This window comes from Halobacillus litoralis, assembly GCF_004101865.1.
GTDB lineage: Bacteria > Bacillota > Bacilli > Bacillales > Halobacillaceae > Halobacillus > Halobacillus litoralis_A.
The window spans coordinates 25,353-51,883 of sequence record NZ_CP026119.1 but is presented as its reverse complement, the minus strand read 5'-3'; the positions used below and the strand labels follow the sequence as shown (position 1 = coordinate 51,883).

Genomic DNA, 26,531 nt, shown 5'->3' with positions numbered 1-26,531 from the left:
TTCAGAGAGAGGAGGATTTAAGTGGAAATATTATTCATGATTATATTCGGACTAGCCATTTATATTTTCGCTAGGAAGATGGAGAAAAAGCCCATACTTCCTTGGAAAGGAAATGGTGTTACATCATCACATGATCATAAATCGAAAAAGAAAAATAAACCTAAAAAGCATGAGGTTGAATTAGATGAAGAACCAAACCTATTTAGAGACTTTCTTTCAGATGTGAAAGAGATTGATAACCACATGCTTAGATACCATAACAACAAATTTGTTTTGTATGCAGAGGTTAATCCAGTTAACTACTTCCTGTTGTCCCAAGAGGAGCAGGAAGCCATAGACGTTTCGTTCGAACGGTGGTTAGCTCAATTAAACTACAATGTGCAATTCTATCTGCAAAACCGTTACGTGGATTTATCTGTGCCGATTCAACAAATGAGAGAAAGCATGATGGATGCTGATAACTTACATGATAATGCAATTCAGTATGGACGTTCTTTAGTAGAGGATCTTGTGAAATGGCAAACTATTACACCGAGGTATGAGACGAAGAGGTATTTGTTGTTTACTCATACGGTTAACTCCAATGACATTACAGCTGAGGATAGGGAAGAATTAGAACAAAAAATCGTTGAAAAAGCTTTTGCTGAATTATATAGACGTTTCAATACGGCTAAGAGTCAGCTTAGAAAAGCGAACATGGATGTTGAACTTTTAACTAATGAAGGAATCGGTGAAGTTTTATATCACACATTCAACCGCAGAAAAGCTGTGAAAAATCGTTATCAAGATTTCGGGGTTAAAGAAATGTTGGCTCTTTATGTCACCGCAGAACAAGATAATGCTCGAATCGAACTCGTGAAGGAGGGGGTAGATGATGAAATTGCTCAAGAAAATCATGAACAACCAAGAAAAGCCGAAGAAGCAAGCTAAAATTTCGAAAAAGAAAAAGAAGCAGCATGAAGAGGAAGCCGCAACTCAAATTGAAACCCAACCAACTTTGTGGGACATTATCTCACCGGATGGTCTAACAATAAATTCAGAAGACTTCGGTGTAATGAAGCAATCGCTAGGTACGAAAACATACTTTCGTCCCTTTTATATTCCGAGAGATGGTTATCCGAGGAAGATGCAAACTAATTGGCTTTACTCTATTACTTCCAGTGGAGAAGCGGATGTAGTGGTAGATGTGAATAAAGTGAGTAAATCCGATGCAATCCGGTCCCTCCAAAGACAGCTCACCATGCTTCAATCCAATTTAGCTTTCCAGAATAAAAGAGGAAATATTGATCAAATCAATGACATTAAAACTAAGATATTTGATACGGAACAACTCATGGACGAAATACAGTTCTCTGAAAATGATACGTACTCTATATCTACAATGGGGATGCTTTTTGGTCAAAGTGAAAAAGAATTAGACGCGTATAGTGAAATGGTTGAGGACGAGCTATCCGGTAACTTTTTCAAGATAGCTCCTGCGTGGAGCAGAGTCAAAAAAGGACTAAGAAGCTCGATTCCCATTGGTAATAATGAATTAGAAGATTCACTACGGAACATTGACAGGAGGGCATTGTCCACTTTCACACCATTCATCTCAGGGAGTGGAAGGTACACGGGTGGAGTTCCTCTAGGTATTAATAAAATCACCGGCCAACTTGAATTTATTAATAGTTTTGGTAGTGAAGAATATCGCCCCCAAAACTACAACTTAGGGATCACCGGTATTCCTGGTTCAGGTAAAAGTCTTGCCATGAAATTAAAGATTGCGCGTGAAACAAGTGGAGCTAATGTATGGTCTACTGTTATAGATCCTGAAGGAGAAATGGTATCCCTCACAAAAAGACTCGGAGGAATCAACCTTAACATCAGTGAAGAAGAGAAAATTTGTATTAACCCTTGTGCTATTAGTGCAACGGACGTAGAAATCGATTCGGACGACGTTGAGGAGTTGGAATGGTTAGAAGACGATGATGAAAAGGAAATCATCGAAAAAAACGGAAAAAAGTATATCCGGTTTGTTCCATTGCGTGAAAAGCAAAATGAAATTCTTAGCTTCTTCGACATTATTGTAAGAGGAAAGAATAGTGAAGAAGGTGGATTGGATGTTCATGAAAGGAACTATCTAGAGTCTGCCATAAAATATGTTTTTGAAGAAAGGTTGAAATTCAATTCCCATCCTTCTTCCTTGTATGAAGATAAAGTGCAGGAAGTAGATGGTCAATTGATACAATCACAAGTTAGAAAACCGGAACCTACCATAAGTGATATCTATGAATACTTAATTGAAAATTTTATAGAAGAACTAAATGCTGAACGTCTGATTGCAGCTATCCGCCCATTCCTTAAAAACGGAAGCAAGCCAATATTTGATGGCCAGACTTATTTAGGGAAGGGAGTCACTCAATCTCTTAACTCTTCAAGACTAGTAAACTTTAATATTAGTCAGATGGAAGAAGGTTTCTTAAGACCGATTGCTTACCATGTAATACTAAATTACTTATGGGAATATTTCGCGAAAAACAGTGATAACGCAACAAAAGAGAAGTACATTTATTGCGACGAACTCTGGCAGTTCATTGATAATGACCAAACGGTTTCCTTCTTCGAAAAAGTAGCTCGGAGGGCTAGGAAGAGAAACTGTGGTTTATGTTGGGCTACACAAGACTTCGCCAGAATTCTTGAAAATACGAAAGCCCGCGGTATTCTTTCTTCTACATTTACCATTCTGTTCATGCAACAGAACAAAATAGATTTGAAGAAAGTAAAAGAAAACTTTGACCTCAGTGATGGCGAAATTGACATCTTATTCGGAAATCCGGAAAAGGGAGAAGGGATATTAAGAACAGGTAAAAGCTCCGTCTGGTTAAAAACGAATCCTAGTGAAGATGAGCTCACATTTATTGAAAGTAATAAAGCTGTATTAGAAAAAATGCTACAACGTAAAAGGCAGAACATGTAAAGGTGGGTCAACATGGGATTCATCGGTGATCAAATTGTAAAAATAGTAGGTGGATTAATTGCCACACTGTACACCTGGCTAGTAAAACCTTTCCAAGATTTAAAGTTGTTTAAAACATTAATTTTTGGAGAGGACAGCGATGAAGAATTAGCATATGGCATATTTACACTTGATGAACTAGAGAAAATTTATCAACCAGGAATGAACATCACTGTCATTTTAGCAGTAACTGCAATCTTGATAGGTATAACCATTGCAGGAATAAAAATTAGTTCATCTGCAATAAATCCGTCTAATAGGACATATGTCTATGAATTTTTAAAGGATTTAGCTATTGTGGCTATAGTATTTTTTAACCTTAGCACAATATATACATTAATTTTCGGTGTCAATTACTCAATAGTTAATGTATTTTCAGCATCGCTTGAATCAGGAGAGCTAATAGAACTTAAAGAAGAGATATCCATGGAAGGTGATGACTTATTAGGGGAGTTATTAATAGGTTTAACCCTTATAGGGTTAACTGTATGGGCTAACTTTTACTATCTTATGCGAAAGCTGACTTTGCTATTGTTTATGATTCTTGGTCCATTAATGATCGCTCTATACCTTATTCCACAAACCAAAGCTATTACTGCGGGATGGTTTAAAGAGTTTGTAGGAACTGTATTCGTTCAAAGTATTCATGCTTTTCTTTATTGGGCAACCGCTTTAATTAGTTTATCTAAAGGTGGCATAGAAGCTTTAATTATTTATGTAATATTCATCCCAACTTCAGAAGCCCTCCGTTCTCTATTCGGTCTTGGTGGAGGGATGCAAAATAACTTATCTAAAGCTGGTTCTATGATGGGTATGTCAGCCTTGGCTGGAATCTATGGCAGTGTGAAAGGGGCAACAGGAGATAAGTCCGTCACAGGAGCATTGAAAGGTGCTTATAACGGAGTTAAAGATAGAAAGAGTGGTAATGAGTCCATAGAGAATGACGAAGACGGTAAGAAGGTAACTTCCGCAGCCAACTCAGGAACAGATACCGGGAGTACTACAAAAGCTGAAAAAATGCTTAAACCGGGAGAGATTACGTCTAAAGCTGGTAAAGCAGCTTTTGGAATGATGGGTTCGGTCGCAGGATCACCATTAGGTCCAGCTGGGAGTATTATGGGTTCAACAGCAGGATTCGTTGCTGGTGGTGCGATAGGCGGTGTTGCTGGTCGAGTGGGTGGAGCTGGAGCGTCAGCCCTCGGCTTGGCCGGTGGTAAAGTTAAAGAAGGTATCAAAGAAGGTAAAAATAAATTTAATAACGTAAAAAATGCAGAAGATATAGCCGATTCTCAAGTTGCTAGTGAACTAGCTGATAATGAAACTTCGAAATGGGCTAGTGACAATAAAGATCAATTTAGAAAAGATATGAAAGAAAGGTTCCCAGATGCACATGATTCAGCTATTGATGGTATGTGGGATGAAGAAGTGGATAAAGTTCGCGCAACAAATATTCAAAAAGCTAAGAAAACAGTTGGTGCAGTCAGAAAGAATGATGGGAAATACGCAAATGCTCAAAGTTTAGCAGATGCCAATACGAACAGCTTAACTAACGAGTGGGCGAATGAAAACAAGGATCAATTCTATGAAGACTTTGAGAAAAATAATCCATTAACTTCTGATATGACAGAAGGAGAAATATTGGAACGAGGTCAAAAACGAGGTAGAGAATGGAAAGAAACTGTTGATAAGAAGAGGGATCAATACGCTGGTGTAACAAATGGAATTGCCCAAAAACACGCAAAAGGGCTCTCTCCAAACCATGCTTTTATAAGCAAAGAGGATTTCTCTAAAGACCTTGCTTCAGAAGCTTATGATCTTGATAAGAGTTCTTATGTGGATAATCACATGAAACAACAATCTTCCCTGTCTACTCAAGAGTTGGAAAACCAATATGAAAAGAAAAACCCGAATCGTAAAGAGAATCTAAGAGGTGTGATTGAAAAAGATAGTGAAAGGGATTCTTCTCAAAATGCTTCAGATTTAGCTAACACTTCTGCAAATCATTTAACAGAAAATTGGGCTGGTGATAACAAACAGAAATTCTTTAAAAATTTCAAGTCAAATAATCCAGAAGCGTCAAATGAAGATATTGAGCTAGAGTGGAGCAGTGCATTAAACAGTAAGAGAAAAGAGTTCATGACCGCTTCGACATCAGCTGCTCAATCATTAAGTGGTTCAAACGATTTAAAGAATAGTAATATCTCAACGGGAGATTTTTCTGATCAACTTTCCTCAAACCTACTTAATACTGAAAAGAAAGAATATGCGTTTAACCATAAAAACGGCACTGAAAATGCGAAACAAGATATTGAATTGGATTTTGACTCTCAAAGTAACGGACCTAGGAAATATCTACAACAGGCTAAGAATACCAGTAACGGTGTGAAAACCGGGCAACTTTACAATCGGAAGGATGTAAATACTGGATATCTCGCATCTCAAATCGCAAATGTAAAAACTGCGGAAGATAAACAACAATTTATTCAAGATAAGAGCAACAACTCTGATTTATCTATGGAGCAAGTCGAACAACAATGGTCTGCTAAAGAAGCAAGTGTCCATGCAGGGCATTTGAAAAATTACAGTCAAAACATGCCCCAACAAATAGGGTTAGATCAAAGCATTAGTAGGTTTAAACCAAATACAAAAATGAGGGGAATTTCAGCTGGTGTAGCGGGCATTACTGGTGGCGTAACGAGCATTACTGGTGGTCCAGCTAGTATTGCGACAGGTGGCGTAGCGGGAATTGCCACTGGTGGCATAGCTGCAGGTATTGCCACCAGTGTAGGTACTTCAACATTTGGAAAAATGATGTCAGATTCCAAACTAGGAAAAGTTACGAAGGCTGGTATGATAGGGTTTGGAAGTGGATTTTCCAATGCAAACAAATCAGCACCTACCTCTAATTCAAGTACAGAGATTATGACTGCACCATTGGTTAACGGCATTTCTGAGGCTAAAGAAAATATGAAAGTAGCCTGGAACACTCCTCAAGATGCAGAAACTCTCAAGAGTAAGCAACAAGGTTTCACCAATGCAGTTTCTTATACTGCAGGTGTTATTGCGGGGCCTGGTGGCTATCAAAAAGCAGGAAAATACGCAAATAAGTACAATCCATATAATAAAGCTGTTAATCAACAAACCCAAGAAGTATCTGATATTGGTCATATGGCCCAACAAGTTGATGATGGTTATGGAAATAAAAAAATAGCTCCCGGTGCACTCAGAATGGTTACAACGGGGGATCAATCTTATATTCAAGTTAAAGACAAAACAGGACAACAACAAATTGTTTCTAGATACGGTTCTGGTGATAGCTCCCTTAGAAAAGGAGAAACAGTTTATCAAGATTTGAACATAGAAGATGGTTCCCTGGTACAACAATCCACACCTTATAAACTAGACAGTGGTGGAGGTAAACTACAAACTAACCGTTCTATTAACGTGAATCCTTCTAGATTAGTCAGCACCAAGACTGTTAATCATCAAGAACCTAAAGATATCCAGTCTATGAATCAAGATGTTGACGCAGGACAATTCACTTCTGATGATGTTCAACGTCAAACCAGGAATATTCGGATGGTCGTTTCTAAAGAGAGAAGCTATATGGTTGCAGAAGACATGAACACTGGTCAAGATTATCGAGTCTCACCTTATGGGAAAGGAGATGCACGGCTACAAACCGGAGAAGAAAAAACCGTAAAGTACAATGTTCGAAACAAAAGAATAGTTAATGACGAAGTAATTGATCAAAACGGAAAGGAAGATCAAGATTACACAAGTTCTTTAAGTCCTGATGATTTAATTCCTTCAAGTGAAAATAAGCGTCTTCAAAGAAGAAAAGATTTTGATAAAGTACGTCACCAAAGTATAGGGGGGGCTCGCTAAATGGCCATGCGAGACCCTCACCAATCTGATCGTGAAAATAAGTCAGAAGTTAGAAAAGTAGTTGAACATAAGGCTAAACAAAAAGCTGGGAAAATGGGAAAAAAGCTTCTTAAAAAATTAGGAAAAAAAGGTGCTAAACTAGCAGCTAAAGCAGCTATGAAGGTAGGTCTTCTTTTTGTTAAAGCATTAGTAGCTATTGTAGGTTATATTGGATTACCATTCTTCCTCATTATGTTAGGGATAATAGTACTAGTCATAATCATTTCCTTGGTTTCGTCTTTCTGGTTCAGCTCAGGGGAGGGATTAGAAGGTAAAGATAAAGAGTTGCATGAATATATCGTTGAACAGTCCGAATCTAGCGTAGACATGTCTAACCCTACCGAAGTTCCCTATAAGGTTCCTGTAGAACTTATATCAGCTGTTATTATGCTAGATGTTATGAAGGGAGAGGACCGAAAAGAAGTAGTAAAAACGATGGCCGAAGACTTAGCTCCTACTTTCACTTATGAAAAGTTCAATGAATACACAGAGAGTCAAACACAAGAATGTATAGAAAATGATTGTGAAGAGTGGACAGATATAGAAAAGCAAAACAATTTCGTGCAAAAGCTAACTCTTGTTGACTTTTGGAGTGGTCAAACGCAATTTGATTATGAATCATATAAGACGAGCTGGGAAGTTAAAGAAGAAACGAAGGTAACACGTAAAGATGGTGCAGTAAAAACTAAAACAAGGATAAGAAAACAAAAGTTTCGGTCCACTGAAAATACCACATCAGATTACTTTACTTTTGACCAAATTCTTAACTCGCATGATTTAGGATTAAATGATAAGCGTCTAATTCAAGAAAATTTCTTAATTGCTGGCGGGGAAATGAATTATATTAGTTGGCTTGAAGGTAACGCAGGTTTCGGAGGAGGGAGCTTTCCAGGGTTTAATGGAGTCATTATCCCTGGTTCCAACATCCCTGCTGAATACATGGAACATTACTTAAGTGCAGAGAAAGAATACGGAGTGGACTGGTTTGTTCTAGCTTCATTACACTTTGTAGAGACGGGATTTAGTACCCACCCGACGATGGTATCTAGTGTTGGGGCAATTGGGCATGTTCAATTCCTTCCTGCAAGTTGGGCCGGATGGAAATATGATATAGGTGGTGGTTCTGTACCAGCCTCTCTCGACATAACCAACTTAAGCGTCATCAAAGGTGGGGGCGGGTACGGTGTGGATGCGAATGGAGATGGAAAAGCTGATCCTTGGGATGTAGCAGATGCAATTCATACCGCTGCCAACTATCTTTCCAAGAGTGGTTACAGCAAGGATAAGAGGAAAGCAATTTTTAATTACAATAGGGCAGATTGGTATGTAGAGAAAGTAATGAACAATGCTCAAAAATTCAAGGATGCAGCAGTATATAAACCTGCAGATGGAGTTCCAGCTTATGGGGAGAATTTAATGAGACCTACCCAAGCTAGTGTTTCATCCTCTTATGGAATGCGTTTTCATCCTATTCATCACGAAATGAGATTACATTCGGGGATTGATTTAGCTGCAGTCGGAAAGGTTCCTATTGTAGCTTCAGCAGATGGTGTGGTTGCAAGATCTAAGTATAATGGTGCATTAGGACACCATGTGATGATTGATCACTCAATAAACGGGCAATATGTACAAACAGTTTATGGGCATATGAGAGGTAGAAACGTTAGGGTTGGACAAACCGTTAGCCAAGGAGAGTTTTTAGGCTTCATGGGGTCTACAGGTAGTAGTACTGCCCAACACCTTCATTTCGAGATTCATGTAGGGGGAAGTTACAATGGTGCCAGATCATTCAGTGTAGACCCTGCTAAATACATTAACTTTTAACTTGTATAAGAGCATACTAATTGCTCTTATACATCCTACTCAATATAAGGAACGGAGCATTATGTATGTTTAGGTCTTTCATCGTAATATTTCTGTGTATAGTTATAGCAGGCGTTTCCTTTATTATTTGGAATACCAACTCCACAGGAGAGAAATTAGATTTAGAGAAGAGCAGCGGTGACCTAGAGAAGGATATAGAAAGTCTAGAAGCTTTAGAAAAAAACCTCAATAGTGTAAGTTCAGATGAAGAAGGTCATGAACATAATTCTGAGGGTTTTGGACCAATGGAAAAATATCAAGATAGAGACGGAACGATAAAATTTTTCTTTGGGTCCATTATGATGGAGAACACAGATATATTTATTCAGTCTTTTAAAACAGAAGTTATTTCCAACGCTCTATTTGCTAAGAGTAATCCCGATAAAGATAAAGTTGCTTTAGATCTCATTAATAAAATTAGTAGAAAAGGGAATTTAAAAGATATTTCAATTAAAAAAGGAAAAGCACCTTTAAGAGTTTCATCGGATGAGTATTCGATAACCCTATGGTATAAAGATGGGAAGAGAGCGGAGATTCCACTATCATTTTCGTCTTATTCATCAACTCACCATCCCGATAGTGGGTCTGTATATGTTATCGAAACGTCACCCTTGGAAATAATTAAAAATATTGAAGGTTCACTAAAATGAGAAAAACCCCCTTAGTCTAATTAAACTTCGGGGGTTTCGTTTTTTTGTTTTATGCATTCTACTTTTGCTTTTTTCCAAGTACCGAAAGCTCTATAATAAGCCCCACTGGACGGTAAATTATTTGATTTAGCGTATTCATCCCATTCTTTCATGGTACTTGAAGTAAATGTTTTGTAGTGACATGATGCATGGTTTAGCAAAGTTTCTTTGTTGTATTTAAATCTTTCAGGCAATCCTGCATGCCTCCGTATTTCGTTCCATCCCAAATGCTTTCTAAGGGTTTTGTAAGTGGGTAAATTCTTTTCTTTAGCGTATAGATCCCATTGTTGCCTGTTAATTAAGTTCTTTCCGTGTTGCTTTAATATTGTAACAATATCATCCTTTGAATACCCTTTTTTGGTGGTAGTAGTTTTTTCTATGTGTAAATATTCTTTAATTTCGTTCCACTTTTTAAAAAAGCTTATATAGGTTGGTGAGGTAGGGAGTCCTTTGTGACGAGCATATTCATCCCATTCTCTTTTACTCGTGAATTTATCTGAATGGGCTTGCGCTATCTCTAAAAGAGTTTCCTTGTTATAACGTACGTTTTTTATGCCCTTAACCCCTAATGCTTTTTTAAAATCGTTCCAGCTTCCAAAATAATAAACAATTGTAACTGATTTGGGCAAATCATGGAGTTCTGCATATTCATTCCAATGCCTTACTGTAGTAACTTCATTCTTATGTCTCTTGATTTCGGATAATATTTCTTTCCTAATCGTCTGTTTGTCTCTCATTCAATCAATCATCCTCAATAAGATTCAGCCTGCTCATGTTCTTCTCTCATGTATTTTACTATATCCTCATTAGGAACATCATATTTCTTTAATTGATTTACTGTTTCATCAAACTCTTTTTGAGTACTTTGCTGAGAAAGCTGATTGATGAATTTTTCTTTTACTTCAAAATAATGTCTTTGAACCAAATCTACATACTCTCTATAAGATGGTCTACGTCCGTAACTTTCGAAAATGAAAGGTAAATCTTTGATGTTTTTGCAATCGATGATCGTATGGAACTCACTTAAGTTATATGTGTCATTTGTAACAGAAAGTCGCTCGGAATGCCATTCTTTACGTTCAAAATTATGAATAAGCGAATTTGTTTCTCTAGTTACTGGAACACTGCTTTTCTTCATATGTACTTTTGAATCGTATTTTTGTAAATTTATTCTTTCCGCATATACCTTGTCATAATAACATAATATCAGGACATCTAAAGGACGTGGAAGAATCATGTGAAAGTCTTTTTCATTCCTTACTCCTATTAAAAAATTAGTATCACCAGGAGTAGGGAGACGATGAAGTCTTCTTTTAGCTTCTTCTTGGCTGATCTCATTTGTAAATCCTTCTTCGCACCCCTCATACATAAGTATTGCTAATTCTTTGTTCTTGTATTCTAATTGAGCTCTTTCCTTTTGTTCGGGAGTAAGGGGGGATTGCTTACTTGCTTTCCAATAAGAGTTTATGGTTAAGAATACTAATGCAATTAGAAGAACAGGTGAAAATACTATGATAAGTAAGGGTAATAGTGTATATTTTGCTGCTTTAGTTTGTGAAATAGAAGCAAGCATTAAAAATGAAAATATCAGTACCCCACCAATGATAGTAAGTAAGATTGTTCCTATAAATGTTCCAATAAACACTTTAAGAAAAGTTAAGCTAGGTGCTCCTTCTTCAATTAACCCCAATCGATTATATATAGAAACAATACCTATAAAATCAAGAATGGGATAAATAAGGTCCCAACTAACCGCGATTATAAACGCAGCAATTATTCCCATAAGTCCCCAGAATCCATTTTGTTTTCCTCGATAATATTGTAAAGCTCCATCAGCTAGATGCAGAACTGTATTCATAAAGGCCACCACCAAAATTTTTATTTAAATTAATTATAACATATATACCGAATATTACACTAATATATGTAATTTAAAGTGGTATTATTTTATGCGCATGGTGTTCATGAATTTATCAATAGCTTTTGGCCTCGTTATGCTGGCGTATACCTCTTGTTTTCTGAATAAGTACAAGTGATAAATTAGAACAGGAATTACAAGAAATATGAGAAAAGCGAAATACAAGAATAGACCTTGAATTGGATTCTCCAATAGAAAAACATAAGTAGTATAAAACATTAATATTGACAGCAACCATGTTAGCCAAAATTGTGTTCGTGAAAGTTTGTGTTTAATTTCTTGATAACGTTGATAATTGTCTCTGCTAGATTTAGGGGTTTTATACCATGTATCAACTGCTTCTTCCATTTTTTCGTTATGTTCTTTAACCTCTGTAAATTCAGGGGATTCGTTGTCTTGTTCGATAGGTTCTGAAAAGTACTGCTCATATGTATCTTGTGAAGAGGTAAGATGTTCACGCAGTTCTTTCTGTAAAATAGCCCCCTCATGACGTTCTAAGTAGGATACAACACCTAAACCCTTAAAGATATAGAAGTAGCCTCCAGTCAACCAAAGAAGAGGTATTACAATCATTAAGGTACTGTTTAACCCAATTTCATTTGTCTTACTATATATCCATAAAGTAACAGCTGCTAATGAGATGCAACTTATGTAGAAGGCAAATCTTTTAAAGCTAAATGGCCAGACCATTTACTCAATCTCCTTTATGATGTTATTTGATTAATAAACTTTAATAATACTCATTAAATAGGGAAGCCATTTTTGAAAAACTCTATTGTTATTATATACAGTTTTTTACATTGAGGGTAAGGAAAGTTTCTATTCATCTATTACTTTGAACGAAATTAAAAATCACTAAGTTTATCAACCGCATCTCTAAGTTTATCATCAAGCACATGGGTGTATAATCGAGTTGTCTCTATAGCAGAGTGTCCTAATTGCTGTTGTACGAGTGCTAGATCATTCGTTTCATCCAGTAAGAAAGTAGCGAAGGAGTGACGTAGTTTATGAGCTGTCATATCTCTCGTATAGGCTTTAGCAAAACGCTTAATCATCTTTTGTATGGTTCTTTTATCAATAGGCTTAGGTTGCCCCTTAGGAGCTGTAACAAATACATATTCGAGTTCGTTATCAGGGTCATTATACTTTTTACCGCGCACTTCAAGGTAAGTATTTAAATCAGCTAATGCCTGGGACGAAAAGTAGAAGGAGTTAGTAGTATCTCCTTTACGTTTCATGTTGATCAACTTTTGTTTCATTGTAATGTTTGTGAATTTAAGGTTAACTATCTCTGAGACACGCATACCACTACCGAGCATTAAGCTTATTATAGCTATGTCACGTTCTTTATTTTTCTTGAAATGACCTCTTTGTTGATAAGAAATCTTGGGATCTTCTTCGTATTCATGCATTACGAATTGTAGAAAATCAAGCATTTCTTCCTTAGATACAAGGATTTTACCTTTTAAAACTTCCGCGCGAGCAGAGGGGTTAGAACGCTCCTTTTTTATTTCAACCTTTTCCATGACATTACGTTCCAGGTAGGTTCCGCCATTATCATTATCGGAGGTCTTAGAAAGGTACCTAAACAGGGATTTCAAAGCCGATAATTTACGCAATCTAGTGGCCTTTTCTTGCTTCAAACGATGCTCAAGATAAGACTCAAAACGCTTGATATCCCTAGCTTTCAGCGATTCTAAAGCAAAGAGGGGGAGGTCTTTCATAGTTTCACAAGTTGCCAAACCTTCACTCATTAACCATTCAAAAAATAAGCGCACATCACGGAGATAGCCAACTTTACTACCGGTTGATACAGATGTTTCGTCAATATAATCATTCACGTAAAAAGGGAAGAGAGGACGTAGTTTTTCTAATGTTTCAGATAATTTCTCTTGTTCAGTTTTATGTGCAGCCATCTTGAAACACAGCCTTTCATTAAAATATAATTCATTACAACAGTTCACAAAATGAAATTTAAGTGAATAGTTGCTTACATAATAATTTTCTTGTAATCCTATTTATTGAAATTTTCACATTCTTTCAAGTGCGTATCTATACAGTGTTTGCAGTATGTTTGTTCACATCCCGTGCAAAAATTTAAGTATTTCCATTCACGGTTAGGTCTAGAGCAAGTATGGTTAGAGCAATGTTTGAATCTGCGTGAAAAATGATTATTTATGATTTCACTAGTTATGATAATTCCCAAAACAGCATATGCAAGCGCTCCGTTATAATCTTCAATAACAGGAAGAGTTTCACCATTAATGTTCATATATAAATAAACTGGAGACGAAACCACAACAACACAGGATGATATATATAAAATCATATGAAGCAGTTTCTTATTGGAGTTAGCAGCCACTGCGGCGCCAGCGAATAAATAACCGGCTATAGTTAAGAGATTATTAAATCCATCTGATGTCTCATCCCATATACTAAACAGACCAGCTATCATACTAAACAACAATAAACCGATACCCAATAGCAGCCCGAATTTCTCGAATAGATTATATGGGTTGTATTCTAAAAATAACTTCTTAATTGGGTACCAAACCGCCCAAATGAAAAACATTATTAGGACAATAACCGCAATAACCGCAATACCTATAAAAACATTTTCCCAGTTCATCATTCATCCTCCAAATCTATAATTTTCCTTTCTAATCTTATATTATACCAAACATACATTCCCACAAACAACTATTCACTAAATCTGTATTTTGTGAATAGTTGTAAAACCACATTTAAAAAGAAGAGATCAACAAATGACCTCCCCCTTTTGTATTATATCTGCTCGCGTATTATTTATGGCTTAATTTATTGAATCACATAATTGGAGTATTAGTGGCGTTTTTCCAATCATCAAGTGAACTACAATTGAATATTAACAAGAATTTCTGGAGGTACTACATCATGGATAAACTTAATTACATCTGGGGCATATTGCATTAAAGGTATCGCACTCAATAGCGAAGCTGCTGTTCCTAGTTTCTCAAATGTTTTTCCTTTCACGTTTCCTTTTTCGTTTCTAAGTTCCTCTATTACTTCGCGGAGCATGTCTATCCTATCTGAATGAGTTGGGAATGTTTCAGTTAAATCATTAAGTTCTTTTTCCATCATTTCCACATTAACATCGGTATTCCAAGTGTTGATATTTATCACATCAGCTTGATTGAAAGTTATATTTGTAGCATTTTGATTATTGTTAACGAAATTCGCCATTATTTTAGTCCCCCCTTCCGCGGGTGTTAATTGTATCAGCTTGGTTGTAGGTTGCTACACCGTAGTTATTATTAACATAAGAGTTTGGAAGCTTGCCAGTTTTTAAAAATTCTTCTCCTGCTAATGTGTAAAAAATTCCTGATTCTTTTTCTATTACTAAATTATCATTTTTAAGGCTGGTAATTATTTCTTCAAACTCCTCTTGAGTAAGGATGTTATTTGCAGTTTCTATTAAATCATCATGTTCACTCATAGAAGTTGGCGCACCTCTACTTTTTTCATCATTAATATACCGAATTTCGTTTAAAATTTCTTTTATCCTTTTAGGACTCATAGTTATCCCCCTACAAAATAAATGTATTACGTCTGCTAAATCATAGCATAATTGGAAAAGTACATAGAAAACGGACAACAATTTCTGTGAAAATAAATTTTCTAGGATCATCGTTGCGTTTCACAATTTCCTCCGAACCATAAGATAACTCCAGAAATAAGAAGTATTATCATTACCCGATGGCCATGATTTTTCTGATAGAATCCCTTTTTATTTTCTCGATGTTTTAATCCCATATAAAAACCCACTCTATATTGACAATAGCGGGGGGTTTTCACATTATTGTTTTGAAGGAAGTGGAGGTAACGGTTCTCCGTTCATTGCTAACCACTCTAAATATAAATAGTTTTCTTGCAGATAAATCTCTTTTTTCTTACTTAAATGACTTAAATATTTCTCTGTATTTACACCGGCCACCTCTACCATGGTTACCTTGGGAGTATCATATAAGATAATATCTGGACGTATTTTGATTCCGTGCTCCTCTTTAATATCCCCAATTAGAGGCTTCTTAAAGTGTCTTTCCTCTTCAACAAGATAATCCACCATATCTTTTTCGTGTAATGATTCAACCGGAATCTTAGTTTTTTGTTCAGCTGGAATGAAGGATATGTATCTAGTTGCCATAACTCTTTTTCCTCTTTGAGTTTTATGCGGTTCTCTCCATATTATCCAAAAACCTTGTGCTACATTGTTCCTGATCTTTTCAGCTACAATTTTGGCTTCCTCATAAACGTTTCTTTCTACTTCAATATAAGTTATTAACTCACAAGAATCCTCTACCGAATATAAAGGTATTTTAATTTTAAAATCGAGGGTACTAGGTAGGACTTCATCGTGTATGTTTCCCCAACCGACAACAAAGTGTTGTTCTGAAACGAATTGTTTTTTCCTTTTTGCTACTAACAGATTATTGTAATTCAACGTGACACCTTGAACAGTCGTTTCGTGACCCGTTCTATAGAGTCTCTTGGAAAGGTTCCTTTGTCCATGTGGTTTGTATTGATGCCAGTTGCATTTTTGGAGCATGGTTAAAAATAAGGAGCTCAATCTACATGTACACAAAGGATCATCTTCGTAGTAAGAGTGGTTTCGACTGATAGGGTTCTTTTTTCCGATTCCAGAATTCGTATGTTTTTTGGATGTATCTAATTTGCTCACTTCAATAGAGCCGTCGTCTTTGATGGTTATTCCTTTTTTCTTTACTCCTTCTCGGTATTTCTTGTCATAAAAACAATATGTTTCATGTTCTATGTGACTGCTTGGTAAGTTAGCAATATAGTAGTGATTTCTAATTTTTCTTACTGACATTCTTGGATGAACGTTCTTTGTTTTATCACACAAACACTCCACATTAGTTCTTAAACCGTCTTTCTTGTGCCACTCTTTAAATAAAGATTGTTTTTGTTTGTCATCCATTTTAGATAAATCAACAATCTTATTAGCGACTTTTACTTCCACACTAGCACCTCCGCTCCGCAATCTCTTCAATTATGTATTAACCTTTGATGCTATGATTCACCTTAATTTTACCATAAGTTCTACAATTCCCCTTAATTTTACAGATTAGAATGTAAAAATGCCTACTGGTTAAATAAAAAAAACGCCTCTTTTCGTTTCAGAAACGTGTTTAAGTAAAGTATGGATATTATGGGCGATTTCAAAAATTTCTTTTACTATAAAACCATCCCGCAAAAAACCAGTAAACTAATGGTTAAAATCTTTGATAATAGGATTGAGCAGTCGAGCATCTATGTATAGATGATTTTCTTCAGCATCAAGTTGCTGATAACCAAAACTTCTATACCACTTTGTTAATCGTTTTTTCTTCACTTCATCATTGACCACTTCTAAACTGTTACCATGATCCATTTCTATAGGACAAGCAATTAAAGTGATGACCTCCGCTCCCATCACACGAGACAAATATTGGTGCACAGTTTTAAAAACATGAGTGCCAATTCCCTTATCTCTATACTCTTCTTTTATGAATATACGATGAATCAATCCAATCCTACTGAAGTCTTCAATATCTTCATCTTTTTTATCTATTAATTCACTAACTAAACTCTCACTCTCACCAGATACTGAATCAGCAGCATCAAAGAGTCCACCTTCTAAAAATTCATCGAAGATATACAACCCAACCTCCCCTATACTTAAAGGGGCATCACTGGTTGAATAGTCTGTATTCATAATATCAGCTTTGATTGTTAATACATCATTTCCATCAAATTCGTGGGTCCAGGTTCTAATTTCTACACCCTTGTAATTATCGTACATCCCTCTACCCCCTAGTTATAAGTGCAAGTAATATAACATTACTCTACTCTACTACAAAATGGAGCAACCCTTCCCATACTTTACATTTAGAGCACCTTTGAATTCTATAGGCTGCTCAGATGGAAATGCCTTCTTCCATAGGTCAAACACTTTGTAGTTGTGCTTGTCTCCACTGTTATTTGTAAGTTTTACAACGTGGAATCCATATTCATCGTTACATCTGGTCAAGTATTTCCCACTTCTGTTTGAATAAACCCTGCCGGAATTCGTGATTTCATATAATCCTTCATACCCCTCAATTTGAATATGTTTCTCCTTCAAAAGGTTTGCCTCCTTTATTCTGTCTTCATTGACGAATTATTTTATTCCTTTTATTTATATCGCGTTTATATTTTCTCCTGAATGTAGGATCCACTGAAAAGTTACTGAAAGAGACGGCTCCCCTAATCACATCTCTATAAAACTGATTAATTTCTCTCTTCAAAAAATGTGCAAGGTAATATGTAAGTGTGGGTTGGTCACAGTCGTAATCATTATGACTCAAAAACCATTCGACCAATCTTTCTAAATGAATCTCGTCAGGTAATAGGTAATCTCCTTTAAGGTGTTTAGAAGAATTAGTAATCGTGCCCACCATTTTAGTAGCAGAAATGCCACAAGAACTACCCAAAGCTTCCCAGTGTTGCTTACTATCGTACTTAGGAGCATATTTTTTCACTAGTGCTATTGCTTTTTCTTTATCCGTATGTATCCATCGTAAGTCTTCTGGTTGAATAATGTTGTTTCTCTTCAATTAAACCCTCCTCACATTACCTGGCATATAAATTCATGGAACTATTGATATTCCTCCCTCCACTCTTATCCGTTTCAACATTTGGACTAAGCCTAGGAAATAAGGAATGTGTCCAAGGGATAAAAGGCATAAAAAATGTCTGGAAAGAGAGGTTGGTGAGACTCCAATAAATAATTACAGAACCAGGATTCAAGTATAAAAAAAGTTTATCTGTTACTTGTCAGCCTATTAATTCTTTCTTGGAGATCCTCCTGTGTTGTGTTGCTTGGCTCTTCAAAAACATTTGATTCTTCTTTCGTTTGTTCAAACCACTGAGGTATCACTTCATTAGACTCATCAAGGGTAATAGGTGGAATAGTCATCCCACTTTCCGCTTCTTCCTTCATATCCCTTAGTAAGACATGGATCATCCCAGGCGGGTTATTTATATTATTTTTAGATTCAACATGCTTTACCAAAGAGAACAAAGATTGCTCAAACTCTTCTCCCCATAACTCTTTAGACCAAGTAATCCACTCATGAATGGTTGATTCTTTGACTATTTCTCTCTTTATCATTGAGTTTTCACGCAAACGATTAATTACATGTGATTCATCCGGTAATAGCTCCGGAATGTTTTTCTGATTCTTTTTAATATGGAACCGGATATGGGAAGTAGAACGCCCGTTTTTCCTTAATGGTTCATAGTCAAATGAAATGTCAGTCTTTTCATCTAATTCTTTCTTAGCAGGGTCAAGCACTCTTTTTCGAAAATTTGAGTAATCATTATATTTATTTTGGATGCCTAACATTAATCTTAGTTCTTGAATAGAAAACTCTGTTTTTTTTAATCTCTCCCACTTTTTCATAAGTTCATAGATTCGGATCGAATATCTACCGCTTAATCTCATGATATTTATGAGTTTGTAAGAAGTGAATTCTTTTTTCAGGTACAACAAGAAAGGTTTCATTTTTGGGTGGAAAGTAAAATCAATAGTCCCTTGCCACTCATTATATTCTGCAGTAGAAAGCCATTGAGTCTGCAATACTCCGCCCTCCCTCTTAATTTCAATCACCTTACTCAACAAACGCTTGGTGATTTCCTTCAATTCCTCATATTTTGGTCTCTTTAGACCCATCATATTTGTAAACTGACCAATTGAAAGTGTATAGGTCTGGAAATCTTCATCGTCTTTCTGAACTTTACTGACTATGTATAAGATGATTTTTTGCTCTCGTTCTGATAGTTGAGACGTATAATTTGCCTCGATCAGCTGGTTAGACTTTGTGACTGTGTTATTCATAATATCAGCATCATGCTTTGACATTTTTACACCCACCTTATTAATCGTACACCAATTAGATATTGTACGATTAATTATATAGGATAATCTTTCAATGACCAAGGAAATCCCCCCGAATCTGTACGAAAAGAACCTAAATCACTAATACGCTACCCGAATCTGTACGAATTCAACAGAGTAATAGAAAACTTATTTGATTTGGAAGAGAACAAAGCTATTCGAGGAGCAAAGGAAAGTAGAAATAAACGTTTCTTCTTTCGTTAAAGCAATATTCCTCTAATAATTTTTTATTCTCTCTCTTGATCATTACCCGAATCTGTACGATAGCACCCGAATGTGTACGACAATACCCGAATCTGTACGGTGAACCCGAATGTGTACGACGAACCCGAATCTGTACGATAGTACCCGAATGTGTACGATGATACCCCGAATCTGTACGGTGAACCCGAATGTGTACGACAATACCCGAATCTGCACGATGATTACCCGAATGTGTACGATGATACCCCGAATCTGTACGAAGAGATACCCGAATGTGTACGGTGGTACCCCGAATCTGTACGATGTTCACCCGAATCAGTACGGTAATTACCCGAATGTGTACGATTTAATTACTAAACCCCTATCCATACCAGGCTTTAACAGCTCCGAAAACAAGAAAACAAGAAATCAAATAAAACAATATGAAAAACATCAAAATATTAAGATATGATGTATGTCTTCACTTTAGAACTATAAATATGTAAAAAAAAGAACAGCCCTCCGCTGCTCTTTCATTTCAGCTTATATGAGTAAAACCTAGCTTTCCCCTTATTAATACATATGCGAAAGAACTATTAGTGTATGGACTATGCATTATGTCCTCCAACCTTATGGCTTCTTTCTAAGGTAATTCCTCCATCCGTATAACTACTTGCTCTTAATATGGCCGTACTTCCATATTTGTTACGGATCCGATCCATTACCTCACCTACATCTTTCTTTTTTGGTCTGTCGTCAAATAAATTTAATTGGACAGCACCTTCAGCATCCAAGTTAGTCAATGATACATAGGCCCTTCTGATTTTACTTATTCCATCATAATTACGATGGAAAAGCATTAGACACGTCTTATAAACGTCCATTGTAATATTTGTAGGTCTATCTATACTCATGGAGCGGCTAAAGCCTCCCCCTGTTTCCCTGGAATACCCGATACCTAAGTGAATGGTCATTCCTTCCTTATCGTCTCTCCTTGCCCTTCTACAAGCTTCCTCGCATAAATCAAGAATACAAGCGTAAATATCTTCTTTATCGTAATCCCTCATAAGCGTGATACCATGACCATAAGATTTCTGGTCTGTCTTTACAAAATCACCATATACAGGACTTAAATCAATCCCCCAGGCGTGCCAATACAACTGCTCCCCCATTACTCCAAAGTTCTTCTTAAGGTTTTTTAAGGGGAATTTTGCAATCTGCCCGAGTGTCACAATACCCATCCTGTTTAAATTTCGTGTCATTCTACTACCTATGCCCCATACTTTTGAAATTTCTGTAGGCCAAAGCTTTTCTTGAACATCTTCGTATCGACATTCTGCAATCCCATCCGGTGACTTTTTAGCATGAATGTCCATCACAGCCTTAGCAAGAAACTTATTGTCCCCAATTCCCACGACGGATTCAATTCCAAATTGGTCACGAATATCATTCTTTAGTGATTTTGCTACCTCATGCGTATTTATACCCTTGGGGGGTAGGGTAATCCAACATTCATCGACTGAGTATAAATGTATCCCCTCTTTCGGAGCATACTTATGAAAGGTTTTAGTTATCTCTACAGAAACTTCTAAATATGTTTTCATCCGAGCTGGCGCAATAATAATATCAGGGTCATTAGGTAACTCGAAATATCGGCTAACATTACTAACACCATGCTTTTTCTTTAACGCTGGAGAGGCAGCTAAAACCACACTACCTCTTCGACTTGGGTCTCCTACAACAGCTAACAATGTTGTTTCTGGGTCCAATCCTCTTAAAGACATTTCGACGGACGCGTAGAATGAACGATGATCAATCATAAGCACATTATTTCGAGGATATCCTTTGTAATCCACTTCATTTACCACCTTTAACGAACGTTTGTTCCTATTATAACCGACTTTCTTTTATTATGTACATGGAAAAAATTTCGGGTATTAATTCATAACAAAATCCCCTCATTTTAGTAGGTATCAAACCTTGGAATGTGGGTTAAAACGCGGGAATTTTTATTTGTTATTCTTGCTTTCAACAATCTCTTTAATTAACTCTAAAGCTTTATCGTACTTTTTTGTAACGTTTGGATGGATGGGAAACGTAGTGGTTTTAACGGGAACCGGATATGATTTTCTAGGAGTATTATGCTCTTTATTGGACATACGATCACCTCTTTCAACATAGTGTATGCAGAAGTGATAGGAGTATGAAAAAACCCACAAAGAGTTCCTTTGTGGGTTTTGGAATATGATTAGACTTGTTCTAAGATTTTTTCTTCAAGGTCACGAAGACGTTTTTCAGTTCTTGAGTTATAAAGCTTATTAGCTTTCGTGACGGGTCTTTTTCCTGTCTGTTTGCGATTCTTTTGTTTTTCTTTCATACGCTCATAAGTTTCATTTGAGATTGAGTATGGCATGAAAGACACCCTCCTTCAGTACATTGTTGTACTACATTTAGTATATCATATTCCCTGTCACTTTTCCGCCTATGCCTCTTTTGTATTTTCAAAAGTGTAAGTTAAATTGGTGATGTGAGGACCGTCAACGTTGTCAATTATTCCTTTATCGGTTTGCAAGACCACTATCAACGTCTTGTCCATTGTATAAATTGGAATAATGATAAACCTCTCTATATTTGGTCTTTCAATCTCAATAAATTCTGCGTCAAACAGCATTTCAAACACTTTATCTTTAGCGGCTGATTCATTAAAGTCTTCTTCAGTATTAAAGGAAGCGCTCATTGTTGAGAAGTTGATTGTATGGCGATGGGCAATTGTATCAATAGTCTCACCCAAAGCATTTAGGAAATATTCGTCATCCGCATTAGCATCAATTTTATATACATAAGGATTAATCCTAAATTTATCACAATACACTTGAAGAAATTCTTCTAAAGACCTCTCGTAACTTAAATCATTGTCTATTCGGCCACATATTTCTTTTGCATTTTGTATTTGCTCTGTGCATTTATTGACCTTCATTAATAATCCTAATTCATTTTTCTTATAAGCCTCGACGTATTCATTTATTTCTTGTTCTTGTTCAAATTCAAACTTTCCTGCTTTCCGTATGACTGGAGTACTGAATACTGATATATCCGCAAAGATAATCACTATTGCTAAGGTTACAAGTGTTTGCCAATTCTCCAATGTGTAAACAGAAAGCATATAACCGATACCTAAAATTACGATGAAGAGTGCATAAAGAGACCTTCTAAATTTTCTCTTGTTATCTCTATATCGCTTCTTTGTCTCCTTAGACAATGTATCTTTGCTTTTCTTAGTTATTCTAGGTATCCACCGATAAAGTGTATAATACCAAGTGTGACCTGAACTTATAGTCCAAATATAGACTAAATAAGCTAACATAATACATAATCCAATTATAGGAGCTAAGTTTTGAATTTCCTCCATTAATAAAAACACCTCTCTTATAAATAATTTTTGATAAGTTTGAAATACCCTTTAAAACAAACTCAATTGTTGTTTTGGGTAGTCCTCTGATATCGTTCTTTTTTCCATTACAGGCTCCCTGGATTTAAAGCGTACTGACGAATTTCGATGCCTTTTATAAGCAGCACAGCCATTCATTGTCTCAGGTTACTTCTCCTTATAAATGCAATCTAATCTACCCATTTTGCAAATGTGGTGATGCCCGCAACAAGAAAAAGACTTGCTAAATCCGCTTTTAGTAAATCCGTTTCTCTCTTTAATCATAAGATCCTCCTCTAATTATCGCATATTTCTCCATAAACAGAGAAACGAGCGGTAATACATGGCCACTCGTTTCTCTCACTTTCTTATTAAGCTCCAGTAGCAAGTTGAATTCCCAAATAGGATTCAACTTCCTCTACTGTTACAAAACCACTCTTATAGTTGTTCACTACACTAATCAAGTATGTCAAAGAATCATAATCCCTTTCATGAACGATCCTCATGATTGGGGTTACTTTTTCAGTGTTGTGTTGAGTTAAGTTCAACATATCTAGATTAAAGAACCCACTTCCTCCAAAGACATTACACAATTCAAAATCTGATAAACCATGACCTTGAAAAGATAATAGCCAAGTAAGGACACAACCAAGGTACGTATGTTTTTCATCCTCTTGCAAGTACTTATCTTTGAGACCCACATCCTCCAGTAAGGAAAGAATAGAAGTCTCATGGGCTAATTGCACGATGGAATTTGTAGAATATCCAATAAAGTTTACCTCTTCACCTTTATATTTGGTGATTTTATGTTTAGATGTAACCAGTAACTGAGGACAATCATTAAAGATATGCCTTACTATTTCTAACTGTTCTTGTTCATCCAAATTATCCATAGCCTTAATATGAAAATCATCGAATGCATTCGCTTCCTCTGGATTGTAAGGATCAATAAACTGTTCAGTCATCCAAGACAAAACAATTTCCTCATTAGTGAAACCTTTTAATTTCTCAGGGTTATTTCCCTGTCCCTTTCTTAACTCCGTAATAATCATAATAAACATCCTCCTAAAAATTTTTATAAACCTTTCCACCATATTAATGAGCAAAAAAGAAGCGCTCTATGGAGGACTGTTAAACACGAATAAGCATAAAATGGCATACTTATTGTGTATCCAGTGCTCACATAGAGCGCAAAATTTCTGTTAATCACCCGCTGACCTAAAAAGGTCGCTCAAAAAATAAAAATGGAAAAGTTTATACGCATATTATATCTTATCAGCATAATTAGGGCAATTATATACCTAGGACATTATATCTAACTTTAACAAACTCTAGTAATATCATTTCATTAAAGAAAGGGAGAACATTTTAACTATGTTCTCCCTTTCTTGTGTTTATAATCTTAGATCAAACCGAATATATCTGTTTGAATATACTCAGGCTCATCATCCCTTTGCTTTAGATTTATCTTTTTGGGGTTCATTTTATAAACTAAATCTACATGAACCCTCATTTCTTCTGCATTTTCCCTTAAAGGAATAACACTTATCATACAATCCTCTGAACAGATATGCGTAATTTCCGCTTCTTCTTTCGCGGATCCTTTTGGTATCTTTATGATTTCATTCTTTTCAAATGGAAAACGTTCCGCAGGTTCCATGTTGTTTGCAATTACACGAGCAGCCTTTACCAATAAGTTGCGTTTTGTGTATTCTTTTTTAACATAGAACTTATGGATATATTTATCTAACTCCCAATAGTCTTCCACTTTGGAAATTATAGCTTTCACTTCTTCAATTAGAAAAGACTTTCCATTAGAATTTCTACAATCGTCTAAGACATTATTTGCTTTGGCGATAATTATTTTATTAATCATTTAGTCCACTCCTACAATAGGTTTACTTAATAAGAATTAGATTATTGGAAGCTCTCGTGATAGCTGTATAAAGCCACTTCTCATGCTCTTTATAGTTCAACACCTCATTCCAGACAACCACATTTCCAAATTCACTACCTTGAGCTTTATTGCAAGTTATGGCGTATCCGTAGTCCATATCAACATAACTGCTATACTCTTCTCCTCTAAGCTTTTCTTCCTTTCCTACAAAGGGCGAATGAAGAAGGTGAAGCCCTTGAAATGTAACATCTGTAAAGTCTGGCTTAAGGTTTACTTTCATACAATCGCGTTTAATCTCATCGTTCTTTGAAGCCTTATTAATCTTATATTCAACCGTTCCCGTTAAACCATTAACCATAGGGAAACCTCCCGCAGTTAAGAGCCAGTTATTTCTCGTACAAATCATCTTATCTCCTTTTTGAGGAAATGGAGAAGTGTACCCTTTGTACGATCTTATTCTTTTGTTCATACCATTCCGTGTCTTGTTCTTACCACAAATGACTTGGTCTGCCCTTGAGGCCCATTCATTAAATTTTGCAGGGTTGTCATATATCCTTTTTTTAGGGATAACCACCGCATGTTTTCCAAACTTTTGAAATGGAATGTCTTTACCTTCGCGAGCTAACATAGATAAGTGAATGATTGGATTATCAGCTGCTTGTCTATGGATTTCCGTCAACATTACATCCGGTGTCTCTAATAAATTGGTTTTCTTTCCCACGGGTAAGAGTTGTGCATTATCCCCGATAAATATAATAGGTATGTTAAAACTCAAAAGGTCTTCTAATACACTCTGATCGATCATGGATGCTTCATCACAGACAATAAGCTCAATTCCCTTTAATTTTTCTGATGATTTAAGAGAAAAACCATGAATATCATCATAATCATAAATCAGCTTGTGAATAGTGGTAGCTCGATACTTTCCTTGTGCTTTTTGAGCCATCACCAATGCTGCTTTTCCTGTGGGAGACACGAAACTAACATTTCGTAAACCAATGTCTAGATTTTCAATCATAGCTTCCACACATGTAGTCTTTCCGCTACCAGCATAACCGGTTAAGGTAAAGGTAGAGCTCATCCCTTTCTTAAACCAGGAAGCGGCTTTATCTACTCCATCTTTTTGCATTGGAGATAACTGAATAAGCTTTTGATCTTTAATAGCTGAATTACTCATAAGTACATTCAACCTCACTCTCTTTATTAGTTTTTTTAGAACACCTATAGGCATGATCGCCTTTCAGCAATACATTCTCTGCATAAGTGACAGTCTCTTCTCCCTCAACAAAAGTCTCTGTTTTATAGGGGTTATAATAAACGATGCCTTCAATGTTAGGTTCGCAGATAGGTTCTATTTGATCGAGTGTTCCTTGAACCCAAGCGTGAACCCTTCTTCTTTTCTCTTTTACTGTCTTTTCTCTCCCGCTCTTACTGACATGGAACTTACAATCTGTTAGTGTCACGGAATCTACATGACATAAGACTTTACCAGATGACTTGGATCGAACGGAGAAACCTCCGGTGTGAAGGTTTTTGTAAACATCGACTCGGTCTCCTGCAGTTGCAATTCTTCCTTTAAATGACTTCATAATTTTCCTCCCAAAAAGAAAAGCCAGAAAAGATTACATCTTCTCTGACTCTCTCATGTGTATTA

General features: G+C 36.2%; 25 protein-coding genes. 5 read left to right on the top strand and 20 right to left on the bottom strand.

Annotated features, from left to right (window positions below):
• Positions 1-21: 21 nt before the first annotated feature.
• From HLI_RS20905 to HLI_RS20885, 5 genes are all read left to right on the top strand, one after another.
• Complete coding sequence (locus HLI_RS20905; RefSeq protein ID WP_241656026.1) at positions 22-930, top strand: TraC-like domain-containing protein; 909 nt, start codon at positions 22-24, stop codon at positions 928-930.
• Positions 875-2,959 carry a VirB4 family type IV secretion system protein gene (locus tag HLI_RS20900; protein WP_128527094.1) on the top strand — a complete coding sequence of 695 codons (2,085 nt, stop codon included), beginning with the start codon at positions 875-877 and terminating at the stop codon, positions 2,957-2,959. The genes HLI_RS20905 and HLI_RS20900 overlap by 56 nt, the downstream gene beginning before the upstream one ends.
• Positions 2,960-2,971: 12 nt before the next feature.
• Positions 2,972-6,886, top strand: a complete 3,915-nt coding sequence (locus HLI_RS20895; RefSeq protein WP_128527008.1) for a hypothetical protein — start codon at positions 2,972-2,974, stop codon at positions 6,884-6,886.
• The gene (locus HLI_RS20890) at positions 6,887-8,749 is read left to right on the top strand and encodes a peptidoglycan DD-metalloendopeptidase family protein (protein ID WP_241656025.1); all 1,863 of its coding nucleotides are present in this window, start codon (positions 6,887-6,889) and stop codon (positions 8,747-8,749) included. It abuts the gene before it with no gap.
• A 65-nt stretch (positions 8,750-8,814) separates the two neighbouring features.
• Positions 8,815-9,438 (top strand): hypothetical protein, encoded by a 624-nt coding sequence (locus HLI_RS20885; RefSeq protein ID WP_128527007.1) that lies wholly within the window; start codon positions 8,815-8,817, stop codon positions 9,436-9,438.
• A gap of 20 nt (positions 9,439-9,458) precedes the next feature.
• Here HLI_RS20885 and HLI_RS20880 read toward each other — a convergent pair whose 3' ends face one another.
• The 20 genes from HLI_RS20880 to HLI_RS20795 all read right to left on the bottom strand — a co-directional run bounded on the left by HLI_RS20880 (position 9,459) and on the right by HLI_RS20795 (position 26,466).
• Positions 9,459-10,214 (bottom strand): hypothetical protein, encoded by a 756-nt coding sequence (locus HLI_RS20880; RefSeq protein WP_128527006.1) that lies wholly within the window; start codon positions 10,212-10,214, stop codon positions 9,459-9,461.
• A gap of 14 nt (positions 10,215-10,228) precedes the next feature.
• Positions 10,229-11,335 carry a sulfite exporter TauE/SafE family protein gene (locus HLI_RS20875; RefSeq protein WP_128527005.1) on the bottom strand — a complete coding sequence of 369 codons (1,107 nt, stop codon included), beginning with the start codon at positions 11,333-11,335 and terminating at the stop codon, positions 10,229-10,231.
• A gap of 84 nt (positions 11,336-11,419) precedes the next feature.
• Positions 11,420-12,085: a hypothetical protein gene (locus HLI_RS20870; protein ID WP_128527004.1), complete on the bottom strand. Its 666-nt coding sequence runs from the start codon at positions 12,083-12,085 to the stop codon at positions 11,420-11,422.
• Between the two features lie 155 nt (positions 12,086-12,240).
• Complete coding sequence (xerS, locus tag HLI_RS20865; protein ID WP_128527003.1) at positions 12,241-13,311, bottom strand: tyrosine recombinase XerS; 1,071 nt, start codon at positions 13,309-13,311, stop codon at positions 12,241-12,243.
• A gap of 98 nt (positions 13,312-13,409) precedes the next feature.
• Positions 13,410-14,024, bottom strand: a complete 615-nt coding sequence (locus HLI_RS20860; protein ID WP_128527002.1) for a hypothetical protein — start codon at positions 14,022-14,024, stop codon at positions 13,410-13,412.
• A 242-nt stretch (positions 14,025-14,266) separates the two neighbouring features.
• Positions 14,267-14,617 (bottom strand): hypothetical protein, encoded by a 351-nt coding sequence (locus HLI_RS20855; protein ID WP_128527001.1) that lies wholly within the window; start codon positions 14,615-14,617, stop codon positions 14,267-14,269.
• 4 nt (positions 14,618-14,621) lie between these two features.
• Entirely contained in the window at positions 14,622-14,951 is a 330-nt protein-coding gene (locus HLI_RS20850; RefSeq protein WP_128527000.1) for a hypothetical protein, read from the bottom strand.
• 279 nt (positions 14,952-15,230) lie between these two features.
• Positions 15,231-16,412, bottom strand: a complete 1,182-nt coding sequence (locus HLI_RS20845; protein WP_128526999.1) for a DUF1173 family protein — start codon at positions 16,410-16,412, stop codon at positions 15,231-15,233.
• Positions 16,413-16,658: 246 nt separating this feature from the next.
• On the bottom strand, positions 16,659-17,234 hold the full coding sequence (locus HLI_RS20840) for a GNAT family N-acetyltransferase (protein WP_128526998.1): 576 nt from the start codon (positions 17,232-17,234) through the stop codon (positions 16,659-16,661).
• 51 nt (positions 17,235-17,285) lie between these two features.
• Positions 17,286-17,555, bottom strand: coding sequence for an NUMOD4 domain-containing protein (locus HLI_RS20835; RefSeq protein ID WP_128526997.1), 270 nt, complete (start codon positions 17,553-17,555; stop codon positions 17,286-17,288).
• 25 nt (positions 17,556-17,580) lie between these two features.
• The gene (locus HLI_RS20830) at positions 17,581-18,027 is read right to left on the bottom strand and encodes a hypothetical protein (RefSeq protein ID WP_128526996.1); all 447 of its coding nucleotides are present in this window, start codon (positions 18,025-18,027) and stop codon (positions 17,581-17,583) included.
• A 206-nt stretch (positions 18,028-18,233) separates the two neighbouring features.
• Positions 18,234-19,412, bottom strand: a complete 1,179-nt coding sequence (locus tag HLI_RS20825; protein ID WP_128526995.1) for a replication initiation protein — start codon at positions 19,410-19,412, stop codon at positions 18,234-18,236.
• Positions 19,413-20,161: 749 nt separating this feature from the next.
• Positions 20,162-21,409, bottom strand: coding sequence for a Y-family DNA polymerase (locus tag HLI_RS20820; RefSeq protein WP_128526994.1), 1,248 nt, complete (start codon positions 21,407-21,409; stop codon positions 20,162-20,164).
• A 153-nt stretch (positions 21,410-21,562) separates the two neighbouring features.
• On the bottom strand, positions 21,563-21,712 hold the full coding sequence (locus tag HLI_RS21870) for a hypothetical protein (RefSeq protein ID WP_164908648.1): 150 nt from the start codon (positions 21,710-21,712) through the stop codon (positions 21,563-21,565).
• Between the two features lie 89 nt (positions 21,713-21,801).
• On the bottom strand, positions 21,802-21,966 hold the full coding sequence (locus HLI_RS21865) for a hypothetical protein (protein ID WP_164908647.1): 165 nt from the start codon (positions 21,964-21,966) through the stop codon (positions 21,802-21,804).
• Positions 21,967-22,035: 69 nt separating this feature from the next.
• The gene (locus HLI_RS20815; protein WP_128526993.1) at positions 22,036-22,962 is read right to left on the bottom strand and encodes a type II toxin-antitoxin system SpoIISA family toxin; all 927 of its coding nucleotides are present in this window, start codon (positions 22,960-22,962) and stop codon (positions 22,036-22,038) included.
• 389 nt (positions 22,963-23,351) lie between these two features.
• Positions 23,352-24,032, bottom strand: a complete 681-nt coding sequence (locus HLI_RS20810) for a hypothetical protein (RefSeq protein WP_128526992.1) — start codon at positions 24,030-24,032, stop codon at positions 23,352-23,354.
• A gap of 350 nt (positions 24,033-24,382) precedes the next feature.
• A complete protein-coding gene (locus tag HLI_RS20805; protein ID WP_128526991.1) occupies positions 24,383-24,856 on the bottom strand; it encodes a hypothetical protein in 474 nt (157 codons plus the stop codon).
• A 22-nt stretch (positions 24,857-24,878) separates the two neighbouring features.
• Complete coding sequence (locus HLI_RS20800; protein WP_164908646.1) at positions 24,879-26,054, bottom strand: ATP-dependent DNA helicase; 1,176 nt, start codon at positions 26,052-26,054, stop codon at positions 24,879-24,881.
• Complete coding sequence (locus HLI_RS20795; RefSeq protein ID WP_128526989.1) at positions 26,047-26,466, bottom strand: hypothetical protein; 420 nt, start codon at positions 26,464-26,466, stop codon at positions 26,047-26,049. The genes HLI_RS20800 and HLI_RS20795 overlap by 8 nt, the downstream gene beginning before the upstream one ends.
• Positions 26,467-26,531 lie beyond the last annotated feature (65 nt).